Raw genomic sequence first — 23,130 nt, 5'->3', positions numbered from 1 at the left:
CAGACAAGCCTCACTCTGACCGCTCCAGAGGCGCTTGGATCAAAAACCGTATAATTTATCTGGAACATATTGTCTGATTTGTTCTATGGGGAGCCATTCGCGTACACGCACGCGAGTCAGGGAGGAATCATGAAAAAAAGCTCTATTCGTCTACGCTGCCTGGCTGGCAGCGCGCTGGTGGCGGTCGTCGCGCCGCTGGCGATTCCCGCTGCAATGGCGCAGGTGGGGGATGATGCCGCGATCTCCATGGATCAGATCGTGGTGACGGGTACGCGCATCCGTCGTCCGAATCTGGAGAGCAACAGCCCGCTCACCGTGGTCAACGACGCGGAGATCAAGTACCAGGGCGCGACCGGCGTCGAGTCCGTGCTGAACCGCATGCCGCAGTTCACGCCGGACGCCAACGAGAACGTGTCGAACGGCGCTGACGGTACCGCCCAGATCAACCTGCGCGACCTCGGCTCCAACCGCGTGCTCGTCCTCCTCGACGGTCAGCGCGTGATGCCGGCCCAGGCGATGGACGTGAACTTCATTCCGGCCAGCCTGGTTGAGCGCATCGACGTCGTGACCGGCGGCGCGTCCGCGGTTTACGGTTCGGACGCCATCTCGGGCGTCGTGAACTTCATCACCCGCAAGAAGCTGGACGGCATCCGCGTCGACGCCCAGTACAGCTTCCACCAGCACGAGAACGACAACAAGTTCCTGCGGAACCTGGTGCGTTCGCACGGTTACGAGACCGCCCCGGGCTCGGTGACCGACGGCAGCAAGTACGACATCTCGATCGCTGCCGGCACCAACTTCGCCGACGGCAAGGGCAACGTCACCATGTACGCCGGCTACCGCAAGGTTCGCCCGGTGCTCCAGAAGTCCCGCGACTACTCGGCCTGCGCCCTTGATCCGGCCGGTGCCAACCGCGAGACCGTGGCGTGCGGTGGTTCGAGCAACAACCCGTGGGGTCTCATCACCGTTCTGGATGACCCGATCACCGGCGGCGCTGTTACCTGGAACAACGTGAAGTCGGGCGACAAGACCTGGGTTCCGTACGACAGCTCGTTCCTGTTCAACTACGCGCCGGAAAACTACATCCAGCGTTCGGACGTCCGCTACACCGCCGGTGCGTTCGCTCACTATGAACTGACGCCGTCGACCGAGCTGTACGGCAGCTTCATGTTCATGGACGACCACACCTGGTCGCAGGCGGCCTACTCGGGTCTGTGGCAGGGCGACAACTACGCCATCAACTGCAACAACCCGCTGATGAGCTCGCAGCAGGCCAACCTGCTCTGCGGCGCCGCTGCCGGTACGGATGACGTCCGCAGCGTGTTCGTCGGCTTCCGTCCGGACGGCGAGGGTGCCGCGCCGCGTCGTGACTCGCTGCGCCACACCAACTACCGCTTCACCGGCGGCGTGCGCGGCGACATCACCGACAGCATCTCCTACGATGTCGGCGTCGTCCACACGACCGTGATCTTCGACGAGAGCTACAAGAACGACATCGACCCGGCCAAGGCGCGCAACGCCCTGCTCGTGGTCGACGTTGACGGCGTGCCGACCTGTATGTCGGTCGTCAACGGCACCGACCCCAAGTGCGTGCCGCTCGACCTGTTCGGCTACAACCGGACCACCGCCGAGGCTCTGAACTACATCTACGCGCCGACCTTCACCCACGGCGTGCAGAAGATGACCGTCGCCAACGCGACGATCAGCGGCGATCTGGGCAACTACGGCCTGATCAGCCCGTGGGCCTCCAACGGCGTCGGCTTCGCGATCGGCTTCGAACACCGCCGCGAAACCCTCCGTTTCGAGGCGGACGCCCTGGCTCAGGCCAAGGGCACCCTGGAGTCGCAGGGCGAGATCAAGGTCAACGAGTTCTACGCCGAAATCGGCCTGCCGATCCTCGAGAACATGCCGTTCGCCCGCTCGCTGAGCATCAACGGCGGTTTCCGTTACTCGGAGTACACCAACGACAGCCAGACCGGCACGGTCACCAAGTACAGCGCGTCCACCTACAAGGGCGAACTGGACTACGCGCCGTCGCGTGACGTGCGCTTCCGCGCCAGCTACAACCACGCCATCCGCGCCCCGAACATCAACGAGCTGTTCGCGTCGCAGGGCCTGGGCAACGTGCAGGCGACCGACCCGTGCGCCGGTTCCTCGCCGGTTGCCAGCCTGGAGCAGTGCCGCCTGACCGGCGTCACGCCGGAGCGCTACGGCAAGATTCCGGAATGCCCGGCCGCGATGTGCGTCGCCCAGAGCGGCGGCAACCCGCTGCTGAAGCCGGAAGAGGCCGACACCTACACCTTCGGTGTGGTGCTGACCCCGACGTTCGTGCCGAACCTGTCGCTGTCGCTCGACTACTACAACATCAAGGTCGACGGCTACATCAGCTCGGTTGATCCGTACCTGACGATCAACCAGTGCGTCGAGACGGGCAACCCGTACTTCTGCAGCCTCTTCCACCGCGATCCGAAGTCGGGCGTGCTGTTCGGCACCGATGGCTACGTGATTGGCACCACGCTCAACACCGGCTACCTCAAGACCTCCGGTATCGACGTGAGCGCCAACTACCGCTTCGAGCTGGAAGATGTCGGCTTCAAGAACGCGGGCCGCGTGAACATCGACCTGGTCGGCACCTACCTCGACAAGTCGGTCACCAAGCAGCTGCCGGGCCTCGGCACGTTTGATTGCGCCGGCCTGTTCGGCCCGACCTGCGGCCAGCCGACCCCGCACTGGCGCCACAATCTCCGCACCACCTGGGAGATGCCGTGGTCCAATGCGACCCTGTCGCTCAACTGGCGCTACTTCGGCGGCACCAAGCTGTCCGTCAATCAGGACAACGAGTACCTGAAGGGCACGCCGCACGAGTTCAACCGCAAGCTCAAGGCCTACAACTACTTTGACCTGAGCGGCACGGTTGAGGTGTGGCAGGGCATGGTGATGCGGGCAGGTATCAACAACCTGTTCGACAAGGCTCCGCCGGCCATCGCCCAGAACCTGCTGTCGTCGTTCGGCAACGGCAACACCTACCCGGGCGTCTACGATCCGCTCGGCCGGACCATCTTCATCGGTCTGACCGCCGAGTTCTAAGAACGGCCTGATCGACCGGCCCGCCTCGTGCGGGCCGGTCACCTTCTTCGCAGTCCTGTCTCCCCGCCGCTTCGGGCGGCCGAGCAATTTCGGCTTGCACTGCCGGAGTGGCTCTGTAATTGTCTGAGTAAATAACACGACCGGGCGATCAGCCCGCGTGCTCGGCAAAGGGGACGGTACATGATTGCGAAACTTCGAATGTCACGACGGACCTTTGTGGCGGCTGCGGCCGCGACAACCCTGGCAGCCTGCGGCGGCCGGGGCTCTTCCACATCTGCCGGCGACAAGGCCGGCGAGGGGTCTGCGGCGGGCGGCTTCGCGCCCCTGAACCCGCTGGTCAAGCAGCGCGCCGACGCGCAGATCTTCCGCCACACCGACGGCAACTATTACATGACGGCCTCCGTGCCGGAGTACGACCGGCTCATCCTGCGCCGTGCGCCCACGCTCGCCGGGCTGAGCACGGCCGAGGAGGTGGTGATCTGGCGCCGCCCGACGGAAGGCAAGATGGGCGGCCACATCTGGGCGCCGGAGCTGCACGAGATCGACGGCCGCTGGTACATGTACTTCGCGGCGGGCAACGCGGGTCAGCGCCCCGGCGACGTGTTCGAAATCCGCACCTACGTGCTGCAGGGCCCCTCGGGCGATGTGTTCAAGGGCGAGTGGTCGGTGCTGGGTCAGCTTGAGACCCCTTGGGACAGCTTCAACCTGGACTCCACCGTGTTCGTGCACAACGGCGTCCGCTACATCTGCTGGGCGCAGCGCGAGCCGGGCATCGACACCAACAGCAACCTCTACCTCGCGCCGCTGAAGACGCCGACCACGCTGGGTGCCGCGCCGGTGCGCCTCACCGTGCCGACGCTGCCGTGGGAAATCCAGGGCTTCAAGGTGGCCGAGGCACCGGCCTTCCTCGCGCGCAACGGCAAGGTGTTCCTGACCTACTCCGCCAGCGCCACCGACTCGCGCTACTGCCTCGGCCTGCTGACGGCGGACGAGGATGCGGACCTGATGTCGGCCGAGTCCTGGACCAAGTCGCCGGAGCCGGTGTTCGTCACCTCCGAGCTGACCGGAGTGTATGGGCCGGGCCACAACAGCTTCACCGTGGACGAGCAGGGCCGCGACGTGCTGATCTACCACGGCCGCGACTACAAGGACATCGTGGGCGACCCGCTCTACGATCCCAACCGCCACACCCGTATGCAGCGCCTCTACTACCGGCCGGACGGCACGCCGGACTTCGGCATTCCGGTCGGCAACGGCGAGGTGCCGGACCGCTTCACGCCAGCGAGCCAGCCGGGCGTCTACCTGCGCCACGAGGACGGCAAGGTGCTGGCGGGCGAGGGCCCGCTGCCGGACACCCAGTTCCGCCAGAAGCCGGGCCTTGCCGGCGAGGGCACCGTCTCCCTCGAGCCGGTGACGGCGCCGGGCCGGTTCCTGCGCCGCCTGGAAACCGGCGAGGTGGTGATTGCGGAGAACGACGGCACGGCGACGTTCGCCGAGCAGGCCAGCTTCCGCCGCACCGCCGGGCTGACGGAGGCGAGCGGCGTCTCCTTCGCCGCCGTGGAGCTTGCCAACGCCTATCTGCGCGTGGTGGACGGCCGCCTTCAGGTGGGAGCGCCCGCCAGCGACGCCGAACGGGCAGCGGCCACCTTCCTCATCAGCTGACCGCACGGCCGGCATGAAATCGCGAGAGCCGGAAATCCGCTGGGTTTCCGGCTTTTTGCGTTCCGAAGGCCGGGTGGCGGTCTCCGCTGCGGGCCGGTGCGAGGCGCTTTTCCGCACCATTCCGGCGATTGGGACTTGCGTTGGCAAGGTCCATCTGTAATTGTCTGAGTAATGAGCGGCGGTGCCACGGCCAGACGGTCAGCCTATAGGGTGCGGCAAGAAGGCTTGTGGCGGACGTTCCACAGGATTAACTCATAGTTTTCAACGCATAACATAACGAGGGCATCATGTCCCAGGATCGTAACAACGCCTCAAAGCCTCTGCGCTCGCGCGCCTGGTTCGATGACCCGTCCAATGCGGACATGACCGCGCTCTATCTCGAGCGCTACATGAACTTCGGTCTGTCGCTGGAGGAGCTGCAATCCGGCAAGCCGATCATCGGCATCGCACAGACGGGCAGCGATCTCAGCCCCTGCAACCGGCACCACATCGTGCTGGCGGAGCGGGTTCGCGCGGGCATCATCGAAGCAGGCGGCATCCCGCTCGAATTCCCCGTGCACCCGATTCAGGAAACCGGCAAGCGCCCGACGGCAGGCCTTGATCGCAACCTGGCCTATATGGGCCTGGTCGAGGTTCTCTACGGCTACCCGCTGGACGGCGTGGTGCTGACCATCGGCTGCGACAAGACGACTCCGGCGTGCCTCATGGCGGCGGCGACGGTCAACATTCCGGCCATTGCCCTCTCCGTCGGCCCCATGCTGAACGGCTGGTACAAGGGCAAGCGCACCGGCTCGGGCACCATCGTGTGGAAGGCCCGCGAACTGCTGGCCGCGGGCGAGATCGACTATCAGGGCTTCATCAAGCTGGTGGCGTCCTCGGCGCCGTCCACCGGCTACTGCAACACCATGGGCACGGCGACGACCATGAACTCGCTGGCCGAGGTGCTGGGCATGTCGCTGCCGGGCTCGGCCGCCATTCCGGCGCCGCTGCGCGACCGTCAGGAAGTGGCCTATCGCACCGGCCTCCAGATCGTCGAGATGGTGCGGGCGGACCGCAAACCCTCCGACATCATGACCCGCGAGTCCTTCCTCAACGCCATCCGCGCCAACGCGGCGATCGGCGGCTCCACCAACGCGCCGATCCACCTGGCCGCACTGGCCCGCCACCTGGGCGTCGAGCTGAGCATCGACGACTGGCAGACCTATGGCCGCGATATTCCGCTGCTGGTCAACCTGCAGCCGGCCGGTGAATATCTGGGCGAGGACTTCTATCGCGCGGGCGGCGTGCCTGCGGTGATGAACCAGCTGATGCGCCAGGGCCTGGTGTTCGAGAATGCCCTTACCGTGAACGGCCGCACCATCGGCGAGAACTACCGCGACGCCACGATCGAGGACGAGGACGTGATCCGTCCGTTCGAGCGCCCGCTGAAGCAGGCGGCCGGCTTCTCCGTGCTGCGCGGCAACCTGTTCGACAGCGCCATCATGAAGCTGAGCGTGATCTCCGACGAATTCCGTCAGCGCTACCTCAGCAACCCGGACGATCCCGACGCCTTCGAGGGCCCGGTGGTGGTGTTCGACGGTCCCGAGGACTACCACAAGCGCATTGACGATCCGGCGCTGGGCATCGACGAGAACACCATTCTCGTCATGCGCGGCGCGGGCCCGATCGGCTACCCCGGCGCCGCCGAGGTGGTGAACATGCGCCCGCCGGTGTATCTCATCACCAAGGGTGTCCACTCGCTGCCGTGCGTCGGAGACGGCCGCCAGTCCGGCACGTCCGGCTCGCCGTCCATTCTCAACGCCTCGCCGGAAGCGGCGGCTAACGGCGGTCTTGCGCTGCTGCGCACCGGCGACCGGGTGCGCATCGACCTGCGCAAGGGTACGGCCAACGTGCTCCTCAGCGACGAGGAACTGGCCGAGCGCCGCCGCGAGCTGGAGGCGAGGGGCGGTTACGCCTACCCCGAAAGCCAGACGCCGTGGCAGGAGATCCAGCGCATGACCGTCGGCCAGATGGAGACCGGCGCCGTGCTCGAGCCCGCCGTGAAGTACCAGCGGATCGCCCAGAAGCACGGCGTTCCGCGGCATAACCACTGATCGGCCAGCCTGAGAGGGGAGCGGGCTTCATGGCGGATTACCGCATCATCCAGCGCGAGACGCGGGACCAGTTGGGCGAAGGCCTCTACTGGTCCTCGCGGGACAACGCGGTCTACTGGACGGACATCATCGGCAAGGCGGTGCACCGGCTCTCGCTGGAGAACGGCAGCATCGCCAGCTGGTCCATGCCCGAGATGGTGGGCTGGGTCATCGAGCGGGAAAACAAGCCCGGCTTCATCGCCGGGTTCCAGAGCGGTTTTGTCGCGCTGGAACTGGAGCCGCTTTCCATCCGCCCGATCCACAACCCCCATCCCCACCTGCCGGGCAACCGGATGAACGATGCCAAGGCCGACCGGCATGGCCGCATCTGGGCAGGCTCCATGCACGTGAACGCGGACCGGCCGAGCGGGGCCTTCCACCGCCTCGACCCGGACTTCACCGTGCACACCATGGATGAGGGCTACACGGTCGCCAACGGCCCGGCGCTCTCGCCGGACCAGACGTGGATTTACCACACCGACACCGGCCTCGGGCGCATCTACCGCTTCGCGCTCCATGACGACGGGAGCCTGGGCGAGCGCAGCGTCTTCATCGAATTCGAGGACGACTGGGGCCGCCCGGACGGCATGACCGTGGACAGCGAGGGCTTCCTGTGGGTGGCCCACTGGGGCGGGGGCCGCGTCAGCCGCTTCTCGCCCGAGGGCAAGCTGGAGCGCTCCATCCACCTGCCGGCCTCGCAGATCACCAACGTGGTGTTCGCGGGCGACAACCTCGACCGCATGTTCATCACCTCCGCCGCCCACGGGCGGGAGGAGGAGCCCCACGCCGGCTGCCTGTTCGAGGTGGACCCGGGCGTGCGCGGTCTGCCGTGCGGGCGCTTCAAGGGCTGAGAGCGCGCAAACCCTTTCCTGAAACGCGAAAGAGCGGCCGGGTGGTTTTCTCCCGACCGCTCTTTTCTTTTGGCGTCTGCGGTCCTTCAGAGCCTGGAGGTCATCTCCGGCACGGCCTGGAAGAGGTCGGCGACGAGGCCGAAGTCGGCCACCTGGAAGATGGGGGCCTCCTCATCCTTGTTGATGGCGACGATGATCTTGGAGTCCTTCATGCCCGCCAGGTGCTGGATGGCCCCCGAAATGCCGACGGCCACATAGAGCTCCGGCGCGACGATCTTGCCGGTCTGGCCCACCTGGTAGTCGTTGGGCATGTAGCCCGCATCGACCGCCGCGCGCGAGGCGCCGATGGCCGCGCTCAGCTTGTCCGCCAGCGGCTCGATCACCGTCTTGAACGCCTCGGCCGAACCCAGCGCCCGGCCGCCCGAGACCACGATCTTGGCCGAGGTCAGCTCCGGCCGCTCAGAGACGCTCTTCTCGGCGGAGACGAAGGCGGACACGCCCTGATCGCCGGTGGCGGAGACGGACTCGATGGGCGCCTGACCGGACGTAGCGGCCTTCGCGAACGCCGTGGCGCGCACGGTGATCACCTTCTTCGCGTCCGACGTCTTGACGGTCGCCACCGCCTGGCCGCCATAGATGGGGCGCTGGAAGGTGTCCGGGGCATCGATGGCGATGATGTCGCTGATCTGCGCCACATCGAGTTTGGCCGCCACGCGCGGCAGCAGGTTCTTGCCATTGGTCGTGGCCGGGGCCACCAGCGCGTCATAGGAGTCCATCAGCGCGACAAGGAGTGGCGCCACGTTCTCGGCGAGCAGATGGTCATACGCGGGGCCATCGGCGAGCAGCACCTTGGACACGCCCTCGATCCGCGCCGCCTGCTCGGCCGCAGCCTGCGCATTGGCGCCCGCCACCAGAACATGAACCTCGCCACCAAGCTTCGCGGCCGCGGTCACGGCCGACAGGGTTGCGTCCTTCAGGCTCTCATTGTCATGTTCTGCAAAAACGAGAACGCTCATCCGATCACTCCTGCGGTCTTGAGGTTGTCGATCAGCTCGTCGACAGTCTTCACCTTCACACCAGCCTGACGCTTGGCGGGTTCTGCAACTTTCAGCACGGTGAGCCGGGGCGTGACATCCACACCGTAGTCAGCGGGAGTCTTGTTCGCGATCGGCTTCGACTTGGCCTTCATGATGTTGGGCAGGCTCGCGTAGCGCGGCTCGTTGAGGCGCAGGTCGGTGGTGACCACCGCCGGGAGCTTGAGCTTCAGCGTCTCGAGGCCGCCGTCCACCTCGCGCGTCACGGCGATATGGCCGTCCGCCAGCTCGACCCTGGAGGCGAAGGTGCCCTGAGACCAGTCGAGGAGGCTGGCGAGCATCTGGCCGACCTGATTGCTGTCGTCATCAATTGCCTGCTTGCCGAGGATGACGAGACCGGGCTGCTCCTCCTGTGCGACCTTGGCCAGGATCTTGGCAACGGCGAGCGGCTCCGGCGCCGGGTCGCTGACGACGAGGATGCCGCGGTCAGCGCCCATGGCAAGGGCGGTGCGCAGCGTCTCCTGCGATTGGGCGCTGCCGATCGATACCACCACGATTTCGGTGATGATGCCCTTCTCCTTGAGGCGCACCGCTTCCTCGACGGCAATTTCATCGAAGGGGTTCATCGACATCTTGACGTTCGCAAGCTCGACGCCCGAGCCGTCGGGCTTCACGCGAACCTTCACATTGTAGTCAACAACCCGTTTGACACAGACCAGAGCTTTCATTCGCTTTGCTCCCAAAAATCAGTCGGCAAGCCGTATATCATGTCTGGGACGGGCGACTTGCCTTCCATGGTTCGGCACCTTGCTTTCGGGTGCAGGACGGGGCGCGCGCCGGATTTTTTTCACGCCGTCAGACGGCGCGACCGGTTTTTTCCCCCATGTGCGGACCGCACGCCAGCAGAGACGGGCCTCACCCTGGCCGAAGCCAGGGCGAGGCAGGAGTCACTTTGGGGACCGGTTTTTCGGGGACAGCTTTTTCACCAGGAGGCGAGGATCTCGTCCACCAGCCATTCACGCTCGGACGGCGGCCATTGGATGGCGGCCGGGGTGGCGGAGAAGCGCGGCGCCGGGGCAACCTGCATGACACCGCCGCTTTCGACGAATGTCCCGCGGGCCTTGTGGTGCGGATGCTCGGGAACTTCGGACAGGGAGAGAACAGGCGCGAAGCAGACGTCCGTTCCCTCCATGATTTCGCACCACTCGTCGCGCGTGCGCGTGCGGAAAACCTCGCGCAGCGCCTCCTTCATGGCCGGCCAGTTGCGCACGTCCATCTGCGGGTAGGGCAGCTTGTCGGCGGCGCCCGTCTTCTCCAGCAGCAATTGATAGAATTGCGGCTCGATCGACCCGATGGCGACGAACTTGCCGTCGGCGCACTCGTAGACCCCGTAGAAATGCGCGCCGCCGTCGAGGAGATTGGCCTCCCGCTTATCCTGCCACCGGCCACCGGCATGGAAATTGTGGAACAGCGAGCCGAGATAGGTGGCGCAATCCGTCATGCCGGTGTCAACCACCTGGCCCTTGCCCGTGGCCCGGGCATGGAGGAGCGCGGCGAGCAGACCAGCGACCAGGAACATGGCGCCGCCTCCGTAGTCCGCCACCAGATTGAGCGGCGGCACAGGACGGTCGGCGGGGCCGATGGCGTGCAGAAGTCCGGTGAGGGCAAGGTAATTGATGTCGTGCCCGGCGGCATGGGCCAGCGGACCATACTGGCCCCAGCCGGTCATGCGGCCATAGACGAGCGCCGGATTGCGGGCCAGCAGCACATCGGGGCCAAGGCCAAGGCGCTCCATCACGCCGGGGCGGTTGCCTTCGAAAACGATCTCCGCCTTGTCGGTCAAGCGCAGGCAGGCTTCCACGCCCTCGGGCGTCTTGAGATCCAGGCAGACACGCCGGCGACCGCGCGCATCCCCGCGATAGGCCGCCGGGGCCGGGGTGCCGACGCGCGCAATTTCGACCACATCGGCGCCCAGATCCGAAAGAAACATGCCGGCGAAAGGGCCGGGCCCCATTCCCGCGAACTCGACTACCTTGACTCCGTTGAGCGGGCCGCTCGCCATCCTTCTCTCCGTATCACGTGGGACCAAACTCACGCCGAACCGCTGCGCTGCGGGGGCAGGGAACGTTATAGCGAGAGGGGGGTGGGTATTGTTTTCGCTGTGTGCAACCCTGCTGGTCCGTAACCGCAATCGCTATGGAAAAGGCAGAAGTGTCGTCTCCATACTGGCATTGCATACGACACAGCCTAATCTGCAAACGGGTGCATCGCCAGCGAAATGACCGCAGAGATCGCGTGGGAGAGCGCTTGCATAATCTGGATAAGTCATGACCAAGTCCGTTGTTACTCTTGATGATAAGTACTCGCTCGAAACGGGCCGTGTTTTCCTGTCCTCCAACCAGGCCCTGGTGCGCCTGCCCATGGATCAGGCCCGGCGCGACCGTGCGGCCGGCTTGAAAACCGCAGGATATATTTCGGGTTACCGGGGCTCCCCGCTCGGCGTTTATGATGCAGCGCTCTGGGCCGCCAGCAAGCAGCTGGAAGCCTTCGATGTCCGGTTTGTGCCGGGTCTGAACGAGGAGCTTGCGGCAACGGCCGTGCGCGGCACCCAGGAGCTGGGCTGGTTCGGCAAGTCCGATTATCAGGGCGTGTTCGGCCTGTGGTATGCCAAGGGCCTGGGTGTGGACCGCGCATGTGAAGCGCTGAAGCTCGGCAACCTGGAAGGGACGTCCGCCACCGGCGGTGTGCTCGTCGTTGCCGGCGACGATCACGGCGGCAAGTCCTCGGCCAGCGCGCATCAGTCGGAGCACACCCTCATCGCCGGGTTCATCCCCGTGCTCTACCCCGCAACAATTGACGAGATCATCGAATATGGCCTCTACGGCTGGGCGATGTCGCGTTTCAGCGGCGCCTATGCGGGCCTCAAATGCGTCACCGACACGCTTGATCTCAGCGCCTCGATCGAACTGCCGGATATTTATCGGAAATTCGTTCACCCCGAGGTCGAGGAGCCGAAGGGCGGGCTGAATATTCGCTATACGCCGGCGCCACTGGAGCTTGAGGAGCTCACCGTCAAATATCGCCTGCCTGCCGTGCAGGCATTCCTGCGCGCCAATCCGCTCGACCGGGTTGTCATCGACAGCCCGCGGCGGACGCTGGGGCTGGTGGCCGCCGGCAAGGCCTATCTTGATCTGCGCCAGGCCCTGACCGATCTCGGTCTTACCGAGGAGCGCTGCCGTGAGCTGGGGATCGGGCTCTACAAGCCGGCGCTCGTCTGGCCGATGGAGCCCGAGGGGGCCGAGCGCTTCGCCTCCGGCTACAAGGCCTTGCTGGTCGTTGAGGAAAAGCGGCCGGTCATGGAGGAACAACTGGCCCGACTGCTCTACGGCACGCCCGCCGACCGGCGGCCGACCTTGCTGGGCAAGCGCGGCCCTGATGGATCGAGCCTGCTGCCGGAGGTGGGCGAGTTGAACCCGGCAATCATCCGCCGGGCCCTCGTGACCGTTCTGGAGAGCCTTGGCCTTGCCGATGGCCAACTGCTCGACGTGTCGAAAAGGTTCACCGGTCTCGAACTCGAAGCCGGGCTGGTCGGCAGCGGCCGCGTGCGGCCGCCGTTCTATTGCTCGGGCTGCCCGCACAACACCAGCACGCGCGTGCCCGAGGGCAGCGAGGCCATGGCGGCCGTCGGCTGTCATGGTCTTGCCGCCTATGTGATGCCCGAACGGCGCACCATGTTGCCGGTCAACATGGGGGGCGAGGCCATGCCGTGGCTTGCCGTCAGCCAGTTCGTGGAACGCAAGCACATGTTCCAGAACATGGGCGACGGCACCTACTCCCATTCGGGAATTCTCGCCATTCGCGCGGCTGTCGCCGCCGGAACGCGCGTCACCTTCAAGCTGCTGTACAACGACGCGGTGGCCATGACCGGCGGTCAGCCGGTGGAGATGCATATCTCTCCGGTGGATATGGTGAACCAGCTGGTGGCCGAAGGCGTCCGCCCGGTCGTCCTCATGTCCGATGAGCCGGAAAAATACCGCTCCCCAAAACTGCCGGAAGGGGTGGAGGTCCGCCATCGCGACGATCTGGATCTGGTGCAGAAGGCCCTGCGCGAGACGGACGGCGTGTCGGCCATCGTCTATGAGCAGACCTGCGCGACGGAAAAGCGGCGTCGCCGCAAGCGCGGCACCTTCCCCGATCCCGACAAGCGCGTTTTCATCAACCAGGAGGTCTGCGAGGGCTGCGGCGACTGCTCCGTTCAGTCGAACTGCATGTCCGTCGTGCCGCTGGAGACGGAACTGGGCCGCAAGCGGCAGATCGACCAGTCCACGTGCAACAAGGATTTCAGCTGCGTGAAGGGCTATTGCCCGTCGTTCGTGACGGTGAAGGGCGCCAAGGTCGCCACCCGCATCTCGGGCGATGCAAGCAAGCTGGACGCCATGCTGGCGACGCTGCCCGAGCCTGCGGCTGCACCGCTCGACAAGACGTTCAGCATGGTGGTCGCCGGTATCGGCGGCACGGGCGTGCTGACCGTCGGCGCCCTGATCGGCATGGCGGCCCACCTGGAAGGAAAGGGATGCACCGTGCTCGACATGACGGGCATGGCGCAGAAGGGCGGGGCGGTGACCTCGCATATCCGTATCGCCAGCAGCCCGGACGCGCTGGGCTCCACCCGCCTCAGCTTTGGCCACAGCGACGTCATCATGGCGTGCGACGCGATCGTCGGGTCAAGCCAGGATGTGCTGAAAACCATCATTCCGGGGCACACTCGGGCGATCGTCAACGCCGATGTGACGCCGACCGGGGAATTCCATCGCAATCGCGATGCCCGTTATGATGACCGTGAGCTTGTCGCGGTGATCGAGCGGGCGCTGCGGGGCGGCCAGCTGGATCATCTCCACGCCAGCAGCCTCTCGACGGCGTTCATGGGAGACAGCATCGGCACGAACGTCCTGATGCTGGGGTATGCGGTACAGAAGGGCCTGCTGCCGCTCTCGGTCGCTTCCCTTGAGGAGGCGATCCGCCTCAACGGGACCTTCGTCAAGGGCAACCTGCGCATCTTCGCCATTGGCCGACTGGCAGCGATTGCCCTCGACGAGCTGAAGCGCATGATCGCACCGCCTCCGGCCAAACTGGAGGACATGGGGCTGGAGGACATCATCGCGCACCGGACGGCGCTGCTGACGGAATACCAGAACGCCGCCTATGCCGCGCAGTATGTGGATTTTGTCCGCCAGGCAGAGCGGGCGGTTGCGCAGCGCGGCCTCGAAGGGGGCGACATTCTGGTGCGGGAGATCGCGATCACGCTCGCCCGTCTCATGGCCTACAAGGACGAATACGAGGTGGCACGCCTCTACACCGACAATCGCTTCTGGGAGCGGCTGCGGAACCAGTTTGACGGCAATCTGGATGTCACGATCCACCTTGGCTCGCCGTTGCTCCTGGCTGGCCGGGATGCGCAGGGACGCCCCAGGAAGCGGGCCCTTCCTGCCCGGTGGGTGATGCCGCTGTTCCGGCTTCTGGCGCGCCTCAAGGGTCTGCGCGGGACGGCGTTCGATCCGTTCGGCTATGCTGCCGAGCGCCGCATGGAGCGCCAGCTCATCGCCGATTATCGCGCCATGATGAACCAGGTGATCGAAAACCTCACCGCGGCGAACCTCGCCCAGGCCATCGAGCTGGCGGGTGCGGCAACCGAGGTGCGGGGCTACGGTCCGATCAAGGAGGCGGCGTACGAAGCGTACGAAAAGCGGAAGGCCGACCTTCTGGCATCCATTCTGGGGGGACACCGTGCCCCGCAGGGAGCCGGAGTGCAGGCCGCCCTCCCGGCGGAATAAGGACACCCCGCTGTCGGGAGGCAGTCTGCGCCCGCGCTGCCGACCCCGCCGCTGCCTGGTCGTGTAGAAGCAAGGCCGAATTCAGCTCCAATCATCGCCTGTTCCCGGCCTGGTCGTACTCTTCTCCCCTACCCGAAGGGTTTGGGGGAGAAGAGCATGGACCTTGGATTGAACGGAAAGGTTGCCCTCGTCAGCGGCGGCAGCAAGGGCATGGGCCGGGCCACGGCCGAGGAGCTGGCGCGCGAAGGCACGCGCGTTCTCGTCGTGGCGCGCGGGCAGGACGCGATCGACGAAACCGTCGAGGCGATCCGTCAAGCGGGAGGCGATGCCCACGGCCTGTCCGCCGATATGACCGACCCCGCGGCCGTTGGGGGCGCTGTTGAGGCCTGTGTCCACCACTTCGGCACGGAGCCCGATATTGCCATCGCCAATGTCTACGGCACGGCCCGCCATTCCTTCGAGACGGCAACGCCGGATGTCTTCCGCGAGGGCTATGAACTGCTCGTCATGAGCGCCGTGCACCTTGCCCGCGCGGTCGTGCCCGGGATGAAGCGCAAGGGCTGGGGCCGGATCGTCACGATCGGCTCGTTTTGCGTGAAAAAGCCGCACTGGCAGATCCCGCTGATCGTGGACAACGTGACGCGGGCTGCGGCAGCGGCCTTGAGCAAGTCGCTCTCAAACGAGTTGGGCCAGTTCGGAATTACCGTCAACACGGTGGCGCCCGGCTTCATCGCGACGGACATGGCCCTGGCGTGGATGGACGAGCTGGCCCGCGAACAGGGACAGGATCCGGCGGCAGCCGCGCGCGCACTCCATGCGACGATCCCGGTGGGCCGGAAGGGGACGCCGGAGGAAATCGCGGCCGCTGCGGCTTTTCTCTGCTCGTCCCGCGCCAGCTACATTACGGGCCAGCTGATCATGGTTGACGGCGGCCTTGTGGGCACTCCCTACTGAGAGGAAAGGACAGCCATGTCGGTCCAGGATGAACTCGAGATCAAGCGGATCATCAACCTCTACGGCTTTGCCGTCGATACCCAGCACTGGGAGCTGTTCGACCAGATTTTCACGCACGATGTGGATGCGGACTACAGCGAGACGTCGCACTGGCGGGATCTGGCGACCCTGAAGTCGGACTTCGACGTCTTCCACGCGCCCTTTGACGGAACGCAGCACGCCATGATGAGCCACCTGGTCAATGTCCGTGGCGACCAGGCCTGGGCGATGACCTATGCGACCTGGCGGCTGATCCGGAAAGGGCTTGCCGGCGGCGAATTCTGGGAAGGAACCGGGTGGTATGACGATGTCCTGGTTCGCACGGACGCCGGCTGGCGGATCAATTCCCGGGTTTGCAGGATTATCTGGTGGGGTGGCAACCCCCTCGTCAACGAGACCGTGCCGGGTGTGAAGTTCAGCCTGCCCATGACCTCGCTGAAGGCGGAACGGGAGGCCGGCCGGGTGCGGTATTTCAATTCGCTTGTTGCCTGACCCGCCATAACGAGCCGGCCGTGAAAGGCCGGCTCGTCTCCTTTTATCGCGGCAGGAAATCAAGCCGCAGGCGGGTCAGACGCAGCGTGCGAATCCGCCATTTCCCGCGCTCGTGCACATAGGTCTCGTGGTAGTAGCCGTAGCCGATCATCGCCCGGATCGGACTGTTTTCCCCGAACGTGAGCCGGTCGGCCATCGGCCAGATGGCGCGAGCGTTCTTTTCGTCGAGAATTTCGATCTCCGGCGTCGAGGCGTGGTGGACGGAGACAATCCCGGCCATGGCCGCGACGACCAGCCGTGCGGAATGATCGCCGCCGCGATGCACCACGTCCGTCGCGTCACCGGCAAAGTTGTAGCCCGTGGCCGGGTCCGTCGTGGCGCCGCGATAGTCCAGCTCGACATCGTCCGCGAACACCTCCCGCATCAGGGCCTCGTCCTTCTGGTCGAGGGCCCGGAAATAGCGTGCCTTGACGGTCTTGATTTCCTCGATTGCCAAAAGGCGCTGCAGGGCGTCCATCAGCGTTCCTCCCGGGTTGGGGTGCCACTGGCGACTCTTGCGTGGACCCGGCTGGCAGGTCCGCTGATGATCGTCATCCTCAATGCTTTTCTCCGTTTTCGCTCATGTGTCGATACGCGGCACGCTCACGTGCGCGCGGCTCCCTCGGCAGGCTCAGACGGGAAATTCGCCGCGCTCGGCCATGGCACGCACCATCGATCGCGAAGTCTTGCCGCTGCTGGTGCGCGGCAGCGGACCAACCCTGTGCACGGCCTGGGGGATTTTGTATTTCGCCAGCTTCCCGGCGCAGTATGCCCGTATATCCTCGACCGTAATCCCGGAATCCGCGTCCACATAGGCGACCACGCGCTGGCCCCAGTGGGCGTCCGGGATGCCGACCACGGCAACCTCCCGGATTCCGGGGATCTCGCTCAGAACCGCCTCGACTTCCGTCGGGTAGACGTTGAGGCCGCCCGAGATGATCAGATCCGAGCGGCGGTCGCTGATGTAGAGGTAGCCTTCGGCGTCGAAATAGCCGAGATCACCGGAGGTCAGCCAGCCTTCGCCGCGCTGCTCGGCGGCCGTGGGCTCCGGGCGTATGGAGCCCACATGCCGGGTGACCAGCTCGGGACTGCGCACATGAATCATGCCGATCTCGCCAGCCGCGCACTCGCGCCCGGCCTCGTCGAAGATGGCCACGTCCTGCCCCGGCAGCGGGCGCCCCACCGAGCGCGGGCGGTCGCGATGCTCGTCCGGGAACAGGGCTGACACATAGCCGAACTCGGACGAGCCGTAGGCCTCGACCAGGCCGACATGGGGGAAGCGCTCCGCAAACCTCTGCTTGAGGGCGGGCGCCAGCGGGGCCGCCGTTGACAGCAGCCGCCGCAGGTTCGGCGCCTCTCCGGGATACTCCAGGGCACCGGAAAGCATGGTCGGCACCATCAGGGCATTGGTTGCGCCATACTCGGCGCAGTCGTCCCAGAACTTCGCCTTGTCGAAGCGGCCCATCACGGCGATGGTGCCGCCCGCCAGCAACTGGGGCAGGCCCGCGTGCAGGGCGGCATGGCCCAGCGGACCTGTGACAAGGTGAATATCGCCGGGGCGCATATCCAGCATTGTCATCGCGAGACGGTAGTTCTCGAGCTGGGCGCGCTGGCTGTTGACCATGGCCTTGGGCTTGCCGGTCGTGCCGGAGGAGAAGCGAACCATCAACGGCCCCCATTCGTCCCCGGACGGTTCGATTGATCCGCCATCGTCGGCATCAAGCACGGCCTCGATGGTGGTGTAGCCTTCGGCAATCAGCAGGCGTGGACGCAGCTCCGAGATCTGATAGGCGAGCTCGTGGGTCGTCAGCATCGGGTTGAACGCGGTAAACGATATGCCGATGGCGGACGACGCGAGAAACAGCGGCGCCAGCTCCCAGCGATTGCCGGAGGCGACGGCAATGGCCTCTCCCGGCTGCATACCAAGCCGCAGAAGGCCGCGGGCAAAGGCGCGCACCATGTCGTCAAGCGCGCGGTAGGTCAAGCGGCCGCCCGGATGGGTCAGGGCAAGCCGCTCGGGAAAGCGGTGCGCGGACTGCGCAAACCAGATATAGGGCGTGTATTTCCGGCTGTAATGGCAAGCCGACGCAAAGCCCGCGTCGCTGTAGTTGGCAGGATGGGCCGGGAGAACCAGTTGAGAGTCTACTTGTTCAGCCATGTCACGGCCTCATCGAGTGTTGCCCGGCGGGAGCGGAAGCTGTTCGCCGCATGGGTCATGTCGGCGTAGCCAAAGGAGGCGCCGCACACGATGGCGCGGTTCTCGGGAATTCCGAAAAATTCGCGCAGCAACGGGCTGTAGTTGGCGAATGCCGCTTGCGGAATCATGGCAATGCCCAGCGACTGCGCCGCGAGCAGAAGCGTTCCCAGATAGGAGCCGCAATCAAGGACACCGTAGACGCCCAGATCGCGCTCGGTGGTGATCACCAGCGCATGGGGCGCACCAAACAGGCGGAAGTTCTCGAGCGCCTGCCGGGCCGAGCCCTCACGGTCGCCGTAGGCCACGCCCACCGCTTCGTAGAGCTGCCAGCCAACCTCGCGCTGCCGCTCCTTGTAGATGCCCTTGTAGGCGGCCGGGAAGGGCAGGTCCGACTCCGTGGTCGGTGACCCCGCTGCCGCATCGGCCAGGGCGCGCTCGTGGAAGGCCTTGCGAAACCGCTCGGTGGCCTCCCCCTCGGTGACGTACACCTGCCAGGGCTGGCTGTTGCACCAGGACGCGGCGTTCTGCGCGAGGCGCAGCATCGTCTCGATGGTCTCGTGCTGCACCGGGTCCGGGCGATAGGCCCGGCAACTGAAGCGCTCCTTCAACAGGCGGGAGAGCACCCGCGACTCGGGCGTCATGCCCGGCGCGGCGTGGATATCTTCGCGTTCGACGGATGGCATCAGTTCACCCCCAGAATGACGGCGCTGGTCGGCAGGCCGCTGCCGCCGGTGACCACCATGTTCTGCACGTTGGGAACCTGGTTGATTGCCTGGCCACGGAGCTGCCGCACAGCCTCGGCGACGCCGTTCATGCCGTGGATGTAGGCTTCGCCCAGCTGTCCGCCGTGCATGTTGATCGGAAGCCTGCCGCCAATTTCCAGATTGCCGTCCTTCACGAACTCCTTCGCCTCGCCCTTCGCGCAGAAGCCATAGGCTTCAAGGGCAGGAAAGACGCTCGGCCCGAAGTGGTCATAGATAATGGCCGCGTCGATATCGTTCGGCGACAGGCCGGACTGGGCGTAAAGCTGCCGTGCGGCGGCCGCGCATTCGTCATAGGGCCAGATGCAGTCCTTGTAGTATCCGCCAAGGCTCACGGTGCCGCCCGGCGAGCCCTGCGCCGCGGCCCGGATGTAGACGGGCTTCTGCTTCAGGTCCCGTGCCCGCTCCGCGCTCACGACCACCAACGCCACGGCGCCGTCGCTTTCCTGGCAGCAATCGTACAGGCGCAGCGGGTCCGCGATCATCCGGGAACTCTGGTGATCCTCGATCGTGATCGGCTTCTGGTAGAAGAACGCGTTCGGATTGGTGGACGCATACTTGCGGGCAAGGACCGCATAGTTGGCGAAATCAAGGCTGGTAGCGCCGGTTTCATGCATGTAACGGCGCATCATGAGGGCGATCATCGCGGCCGGAGTCATCAGCCCGCTGAAGCCGTGGTAGGCAAAGATGACGTTGTCGCTCGTCGGCGGGAGCGAGTGCATCGGCTGGCCGAAGCGATACTCCGAGCGCTCGTTCATGGCCCGGTAGACAACCACCACGTTGGCAATGCCGGTGGTGATGGCCATGGCGGCCTGTTGCAGCGGCGCGCAGGTTCCGCCGCCCCCTTGCGGGATACGGGTGAAGAACTTCAGATCCTTGCCGCCGATGGCCCGGTGGATTTCCTGTTCGCTGTTGTTGTCCATGGTGAAGGTGGACATGCCATCCACCTCGGACGGGTCGATCCCTGCGTCCTTCAGGGCGCTGAGGGTGGCCTCGACAGCAAGCCGCAGTTCACTCCGGCCGCTGTTTTTCGAGAATTCGGTCGCACCATATCCGGCGATGACGGTCTTGTTGGAAATGCTGGTCATGATTTTATCCCGTGCTCGCGGTCATTCATGCGTTGCGGAACCGGTAGGCGGCGACATCGCCACGGCGTAGGAACTCGACCCGGACAGGCTTGCCTACGGCGACTTCGGCTGGATCGGTGCCATCCATGGCCCCCAGCAGCCGAACGCCTTCGCGCAGCTGGACGAGCGCGATCACGTGGGGAACCTGAAACCCCGGGAGCGGCGGATGGTGGTGGACGACATAGCTGTAGACTTCGCCTTCGCCGGAGAGCTCAACCTCCGTCCAGTCCAGCGAACCGCACTTGCCGCAGGCGGGCGAGGGGAGGCTGCGCAGCGCACCGCAGCCCGAGCATTTCTGCGCAAGCAGCTTTCCTTGCTCCAGCCCCCGGTAGAAGAAGTCGTAATCGCGGTTGGAACAGGGAGCGTTGTGTCCCCGGTCGTTAGCGCCCATTTCCGGTTCCTTTCTCAAGCGTCACTGACCGGGCGGCACACCCGGTAGACATAATCATTCCATTGCACCTCCTGGGTTTCGCCCCAGCAGGTTTCGCCCGTTTGCGTGCAGGTCCACCGGGTCAGGCCCGTGTGGCAGAGAGCATTCTGCCAGCAGTGCCAGGGCACGCTGCCGGTGACCTCGCCGATGAACTGAATATCGCGCCCATCTTCCAGGGTGCAGTCGATCACATGGCGCACCGGCCGCAGGCCACATTCCTTCGCCCGCTCCGTAATCTTGGAGTAGCGGGACAGGCGGAACTGTTGCCCGTTCAGGAAGACCCACGCATCGCTCATCAGCTTGTCGCGCGGAATGTCGTACATCCCGGCCCAGTCGGGGTTGCGGTCGGGATCGTCCAGACCCGAAATGCAGAAGGCGAAATCCTTCGAAAACGCGCCGTTCATCCACGTGTAGGGTGGCAACTTGTGACCATCCTCGGGGCGGCGCTCGCCCCAGCTGCGATCGCGGATCGTCAGGTTGTCAAACCGGTACTCCCGGCCTTCGAACCTGGCGCATCCCACCGAGCGCATGACCTGCTCGAAATGCTGGTTGTTCGAGCGCATGATGGCCGGTTGCACAGCCTCCTGGGTCATTTCCAGTTCGAACTGCCGGTCCGGATTGCGGTAGCGGATGTGCATCCGCTCCATCGGCTTCTCGAACTCCACCGTCAGACCGTTGGCGAGCGTGATATTGCCCTTTTCGTCGAAGATCGTGTCCGGGGTGAAGTTGCGGAAATCAAACAGCTCGCACGCCAGCTGCTCGCGCTTGCTGCCGAAGTGGACGAACAGGCCGCCGGTGCAGAGGTTGAGATTGGGGTGGGTCCAGATATGGATGAAGCCATGCATGCCGGACCGGGGTTCATTGAATCCCCAGTACCAGGTCTCGGTCATCTCATGATGTTTTTCGGGCAGCGTGCGTCCATGATAAAAATCATCGTTCGGCCCGGGCTTGCCGAATCCGCGCGCACTCTTGGTCCACTCGATCACTTCAGACATGGGTGCGTTCCGCCTCCTTGATGGCATCCAGCAGGCTGACTTCATACTTGGGGGCGTACACCGTGCCCGCGAGAGACAGCGGCACGGAACGAACCCCGGGAAGGAGCAGCGAATTCAGGGAGCCGATGCACGCCACCATGTTGCGCGCCTCGTGCCAGACCGTGAAGTAGCGGTCCGCCGTCGGGTCAAGTTCGAAACCGCAGATCTCCCGATAGGTCGCGTAAAATTCCTCCCAGCTTTCGATCTGCTCCATGAACGGCTTGACGCTGGCCAGATCTTCCACCGGGTCGCCGATCCGGCTGAACTCCCAGTCGAGCAGGGCGGAGACGCCGTTTTCGGCGATCATCATGTTGTGAAACCCAACGTCGCCGTGAATCCGGCAGGCGGGCCGGCCGCGAAGATCGTCGATGTGCTGGCGCAGCCATTTGAGGCCCAGCACCAGACCGGGATGCGGGGCGCGTTCACGCTCCAGCATCCGGCGTTCCACATCGGCGATTTCCTGGAGGATGTGATCCCGGGGGTCCGTCCCTGCCAGGGCGGTGCCAGCGTGGAGGCGGCCGAGCGCCGTGGCAATGCTTCTGGCCCACGAGCGTCTGGCCTCGCTGTCGGCAGGGACGGCGCGGTTGGCCGGCTCTCCGGCAACGAAGGTGACGCCCATGAAGGCGCCATCGCAGACCGCGCTGTCGGCCTCCAGCCAGAGCGGCCGCGGCGCGGGCACCTCCAGTTTCGCCATGTCCTGCAACACCGGATATTCGGAGACGACGCTGGAGCCGGTCGGAAGGCCCGGAAAATCCTTGCGGACCACGATTTTTTGCGGCGCGCCGCCATCAACAAGGGTGACGACGTAGGTCGATTTGGAAAAACCGCCCATCAGCTTCCGGCATTCGGTGACGGACACATCCGCAGCGCCGTTTCCAGTGCGCCGCAGCCAGGCCTCAAGCAGCGGTGCCGACAGATCGCGTACCTGTGGCTCGTTTTCGTCCTGGACCCTGTCGCCCCGTCCTCCGGCATAGGTGCTGTGGGTACCGGCGCTGACAGCCGGGTCCATGGGCTCGTAGAGCGCCACCAGCAGATCGCGGACATCGCCGAGCCGGGACAGGGCGTCCGCCGGGTCCGCTCCCTCGATCGCGGCGCACAGCGTGGCCCCCGGTTGCCCGGCCCACACGTCCGCATGTCGTCTGCTCTGAACGGCAGGCGGGTGGTCCGTCAACCGGCGGGCAAGGGCCTGCTCGCCCTCCCGGACCTGCGCCGCAACAGCTTCGGGATAATCCATGCGGCGGATCTGGTAGGCCAGCGCTGTCGCCGACATGTGGATCTCGGTCAGCTGTTCTTGCGAAAGGTTCTGGGCATGGGTCAGGCGGCAGAGGCAGTCATGCACGCTCTCCAGCACTTTCCTGCTTATCTCATCCATGGCTCGACCCTGGGTCTTGGCTTCCGCAGCATTTCGGGAAGCATAGCTAAAATTGGCGATTGCGGTGGCCTGAAAGAGAAGTGAAATC

General features: G+C 65.2%; 17 protein-coding genes. 7 read left to right on the top strand and 10 right to left on the bottom strand.

What is annotated here, in order from left to right; all coding sequences use genetic code 11:
- The first annotated feature begins 129 nt into the window (after positions 1-129).
- The 4 genes from ACSJJU_RS10045 to ACSJJU_RS10030 all read left to right on the top strand — a co-directional run bounded on the left by ACSJJU_RS10045 (position 130) and on the right by ACSJJU_RS10030 (position 7,732).
- Positions 130-3,087, top strand: a complete 2,958-nt coding sequence (locus tag ACSJJU_RS10045; protein WP_435915271.1) for a TonB-dependent receptor domain-containing protein — start codon at positions 130-132, stop codon at positions 3,085-3,087.
- 198 nt (positions 3,088-3,285) lie between these two features.
- Positions 3,286-4,749: a family 43 glycosylhydrolase gene (locus tag ACSJJU_RS10040; protein ID WP_435915270.1), complete on the top strand. Its 1,464-nt coding sequence runs from the start codon at positions 3,286-3,288 to the stop codon at positions 4,747-4,749.
- 287 nt (positions 4,750-5,036) lie between these two features.
- Complete coding sequence (locus ACSJJU_RS10035) at positions 5,037-6,842, top strand: IlvD/Edd family dehydratase (protein ID WP_435915269.1); 1,806 nt, start codon at positions 5,037-5,039, stop codon at positions 6,840-6,842.
- 29 nt (positions 6,843-6,871) lie between these two features.
- Entirely contained in the window at positions 6,872-7,732 is an 861-nt protein-coding gene (locus ACSJJU_RS10030; RefSeq protein WP_435915268.1) for an SMP-30/gluconolactonase/LRE family protein, read from the top strand.
- A gap of 86 nt (positions 7,733-7,818) precedes the next feature.
- Here ACSJJU_RS10030 and ACSJJU_RS10025 read toward each other — a convergent pair whose 3' ends face one another.
- The 3 genes from ACSJJU_RS10025 to ACSJJU_RS10015 all read right to left on the bottom strand — a co-directional run bounded on the left by ACSJJU_RS10025 (position 7,819) and on the right by ACSJJU_RS10015 (position 10,828).
- Positions 7,819-8,748 carry an electron transfer flavoprotein subunit alpha/FixB family protein gene (locus tag ACSJJU_RS10025; RefSeq protein WP_435915266.1) on the bottom strand — a complete coding sequence of 310 codons (930 nt, stop codon included), beginning with the start codon at positions 8,746-8,748 and terminating at the stop codon, positions 7,819-7,821.
- On the bottom strand, positions 8,745-9,494 hold the full coding sequence (locus tag ACSJJU_RS10020; RefSeq protein WP_435915265.1) for an electron transfer flavoprotein subunit beta/FixA family protein: 750 nt from the start codon (positions 9,492-9,494) through the stop codon (positions 8,745-8,747). Before ACSJJU_RS10020 ends, ACSJJU_RS10025 begins: the two co-directional genes overlap by 4 nt.
- A gap of 254 nt (positions 9,495-9,748) precedes the next feature.
- Positions 9,749-10,828, bottom strand: coding sequence for a CaiB/BaiF CoA transferase family protein (locus ACSJJU_RS10015; RefSeq protein WP_435915264.1), 1,080 nt, complete (start codon positions 10,826-10,828; stop codon positions 9,749-9,751).
- 265 nt (positions 10,829-11,093) lie between these two features.
- On the opposite strand from ACSJJU_RS10015, the gene ACSJJU_RS10010 reads away from it, so the two are divergent.
- From ACSJJU_RS10010 to ACSJJU_RS10000, 3 genes are all read left to right on the top strand, one after another.
- The gene (locus ACSJJU_RS10010; protein WP_435915263.1) at positions 11,094-14,597 is read left to right on the top strand and encodes an indolepyruvate ferredoxin oxidoreductase family protein; all 3,504 of its coding nucleotides are present in this window, start codon (positions 11,094-11,096) and stop codon (positions 14,595-14,597) included.
- Positions 14,598-14,753: 156 nt separating this feature from the next.
- Complete coding sequence (locus tag ACSJJU_RS10005; protein ID WP_435915262.1) at positions 14,754-15,551, top strand: SDR family oxidoreductase; 798 nt, start codon at positions 14,754-14,756, stop codon at positions 15,549-15,551.
- 15 nt (positions 15,552-15,566) lie between these two features.
- A complete protein-coding gene (locus ACSJJU_RS10000; protein WP_435915261.1) occupies positions 15,567-16,082 on the top strand; it encodes a nuclear transport factor 2 family protein in 516 nt (171 codons plus the stop codon).
- A 43-nt stretch (positions 16,083-16,125) separates the two neighbouring features.
- Here the strand turns inward: ACSJJU_RS10000 and ACSJJU_RS09995 are convergent, their stop codons facing one another.
- The 7 genes from ACSJJU_RS09995 to ACSJJU_RS09965 form a co-directional block, all read right to left on the bottom strand.
- Positions 16,126-16,599, bottom strand: coding sequence for a nuclear transport factor 2 family protein (locus tag ACSJJU_RS09995; protein WP_435915259.1), 474 nt, complete (start codon positions 16,597-16,599; stop codon positions 16,126-16,128).
- Positions 16,600-16,752: 153 nt separating this feature from the next.
- A complete protein-coding gene (locus ACSJJU_RS09990) occupies positions 16,753-18,279 on the bottom strand; it encodes a class I adenylate-forming enzyme family protein (protein WP_435915258.1) in 1,527 nt (508 codons plus the stop codon).
- Positions 18,264-19,001, bottom strand: a complete 738-nt coding sequence (locus ACSJJU_RS09985) for a nitroreductase (protein WP_435915257.1) — start codon at positions 18,999-19,001, stop codon at positions 18,264-18,266. Before ACSJJU_RS09985 ends, ACSJJU_RS09990 begins: the two co-directional genes overlap by 16 nt.
- On the bottom strand, positions 19,001-20,167 hold the full coding sequence (locus ACSJJU_RS09980; protein WP_435915255.1) for a lipid-transfer protein: 1,167 nt from the start codon (positions 20,165-20,167) through the stop codon (positions 19,001-19,003). Before ACSJJU_RS09980 ends, ACSJJU_RS09985 begins: the two co-directional genes overlap by 1 nt.
- Before the next feature lie 25 nt (positions 20,168-20,192).
- Positions 20,193-20,597 carry a Zn-ribbon domain-containing OB-fold protein gene (locus tag ACSJJU_RS09975; protein ID WP_435915254.1) on the bottom strand — a complete coding sequence of 135 codons (405 nt, stop codon included), beginning with the start codon at positions 20,595-20,597 and terminating at the stop codon, positions 20,193-20,195.
- A 14-nt stretch (positions 20,598-20,611) separates the two neighbouring features.
- On the bottom strand, positions 20,612-21,631 hold the full coding sequence (locus tag ACSJJU_RS09970; RefSeq protein ID WP_435915252.1) for a DUF7064 domain-containing protein: 1,020 nt from the start codon (positions 21,629-21,631) through the stop codon (positions 20,612-20,614).
- Complete coding sequence (locus ACSJJU_RS09965; protein WP_435915251.1) at positions 21,624-23,042, bottom strand: phosphotransferase; 1,419 nt, start codon at positions 23,040-23,042, stop codon at positions 21,624-21,626. The genes ACSJJU_RS09970 and ACSJJU_RS09965 overlap by 8 nt, the downstream gene beginning before the upstream one ends.
- Positions 23,043-23,130 lie beyond the last annotated feature (88 nt).

It is taken from the genome of Pedomonas sp. V897, assembly GCF_051304405.1.
Classification (GTDB): Bacteria; Pseudomonadota; Alphaproteobacteria; order Sphingomonadales; family Sphingomonadaceae; genus Pedomonas.
The sequence above is the reverse complement of the archived record's forward strand: the minus strand, read 5'-3'. Positions and strand labels throughout refer to the sequence as shown.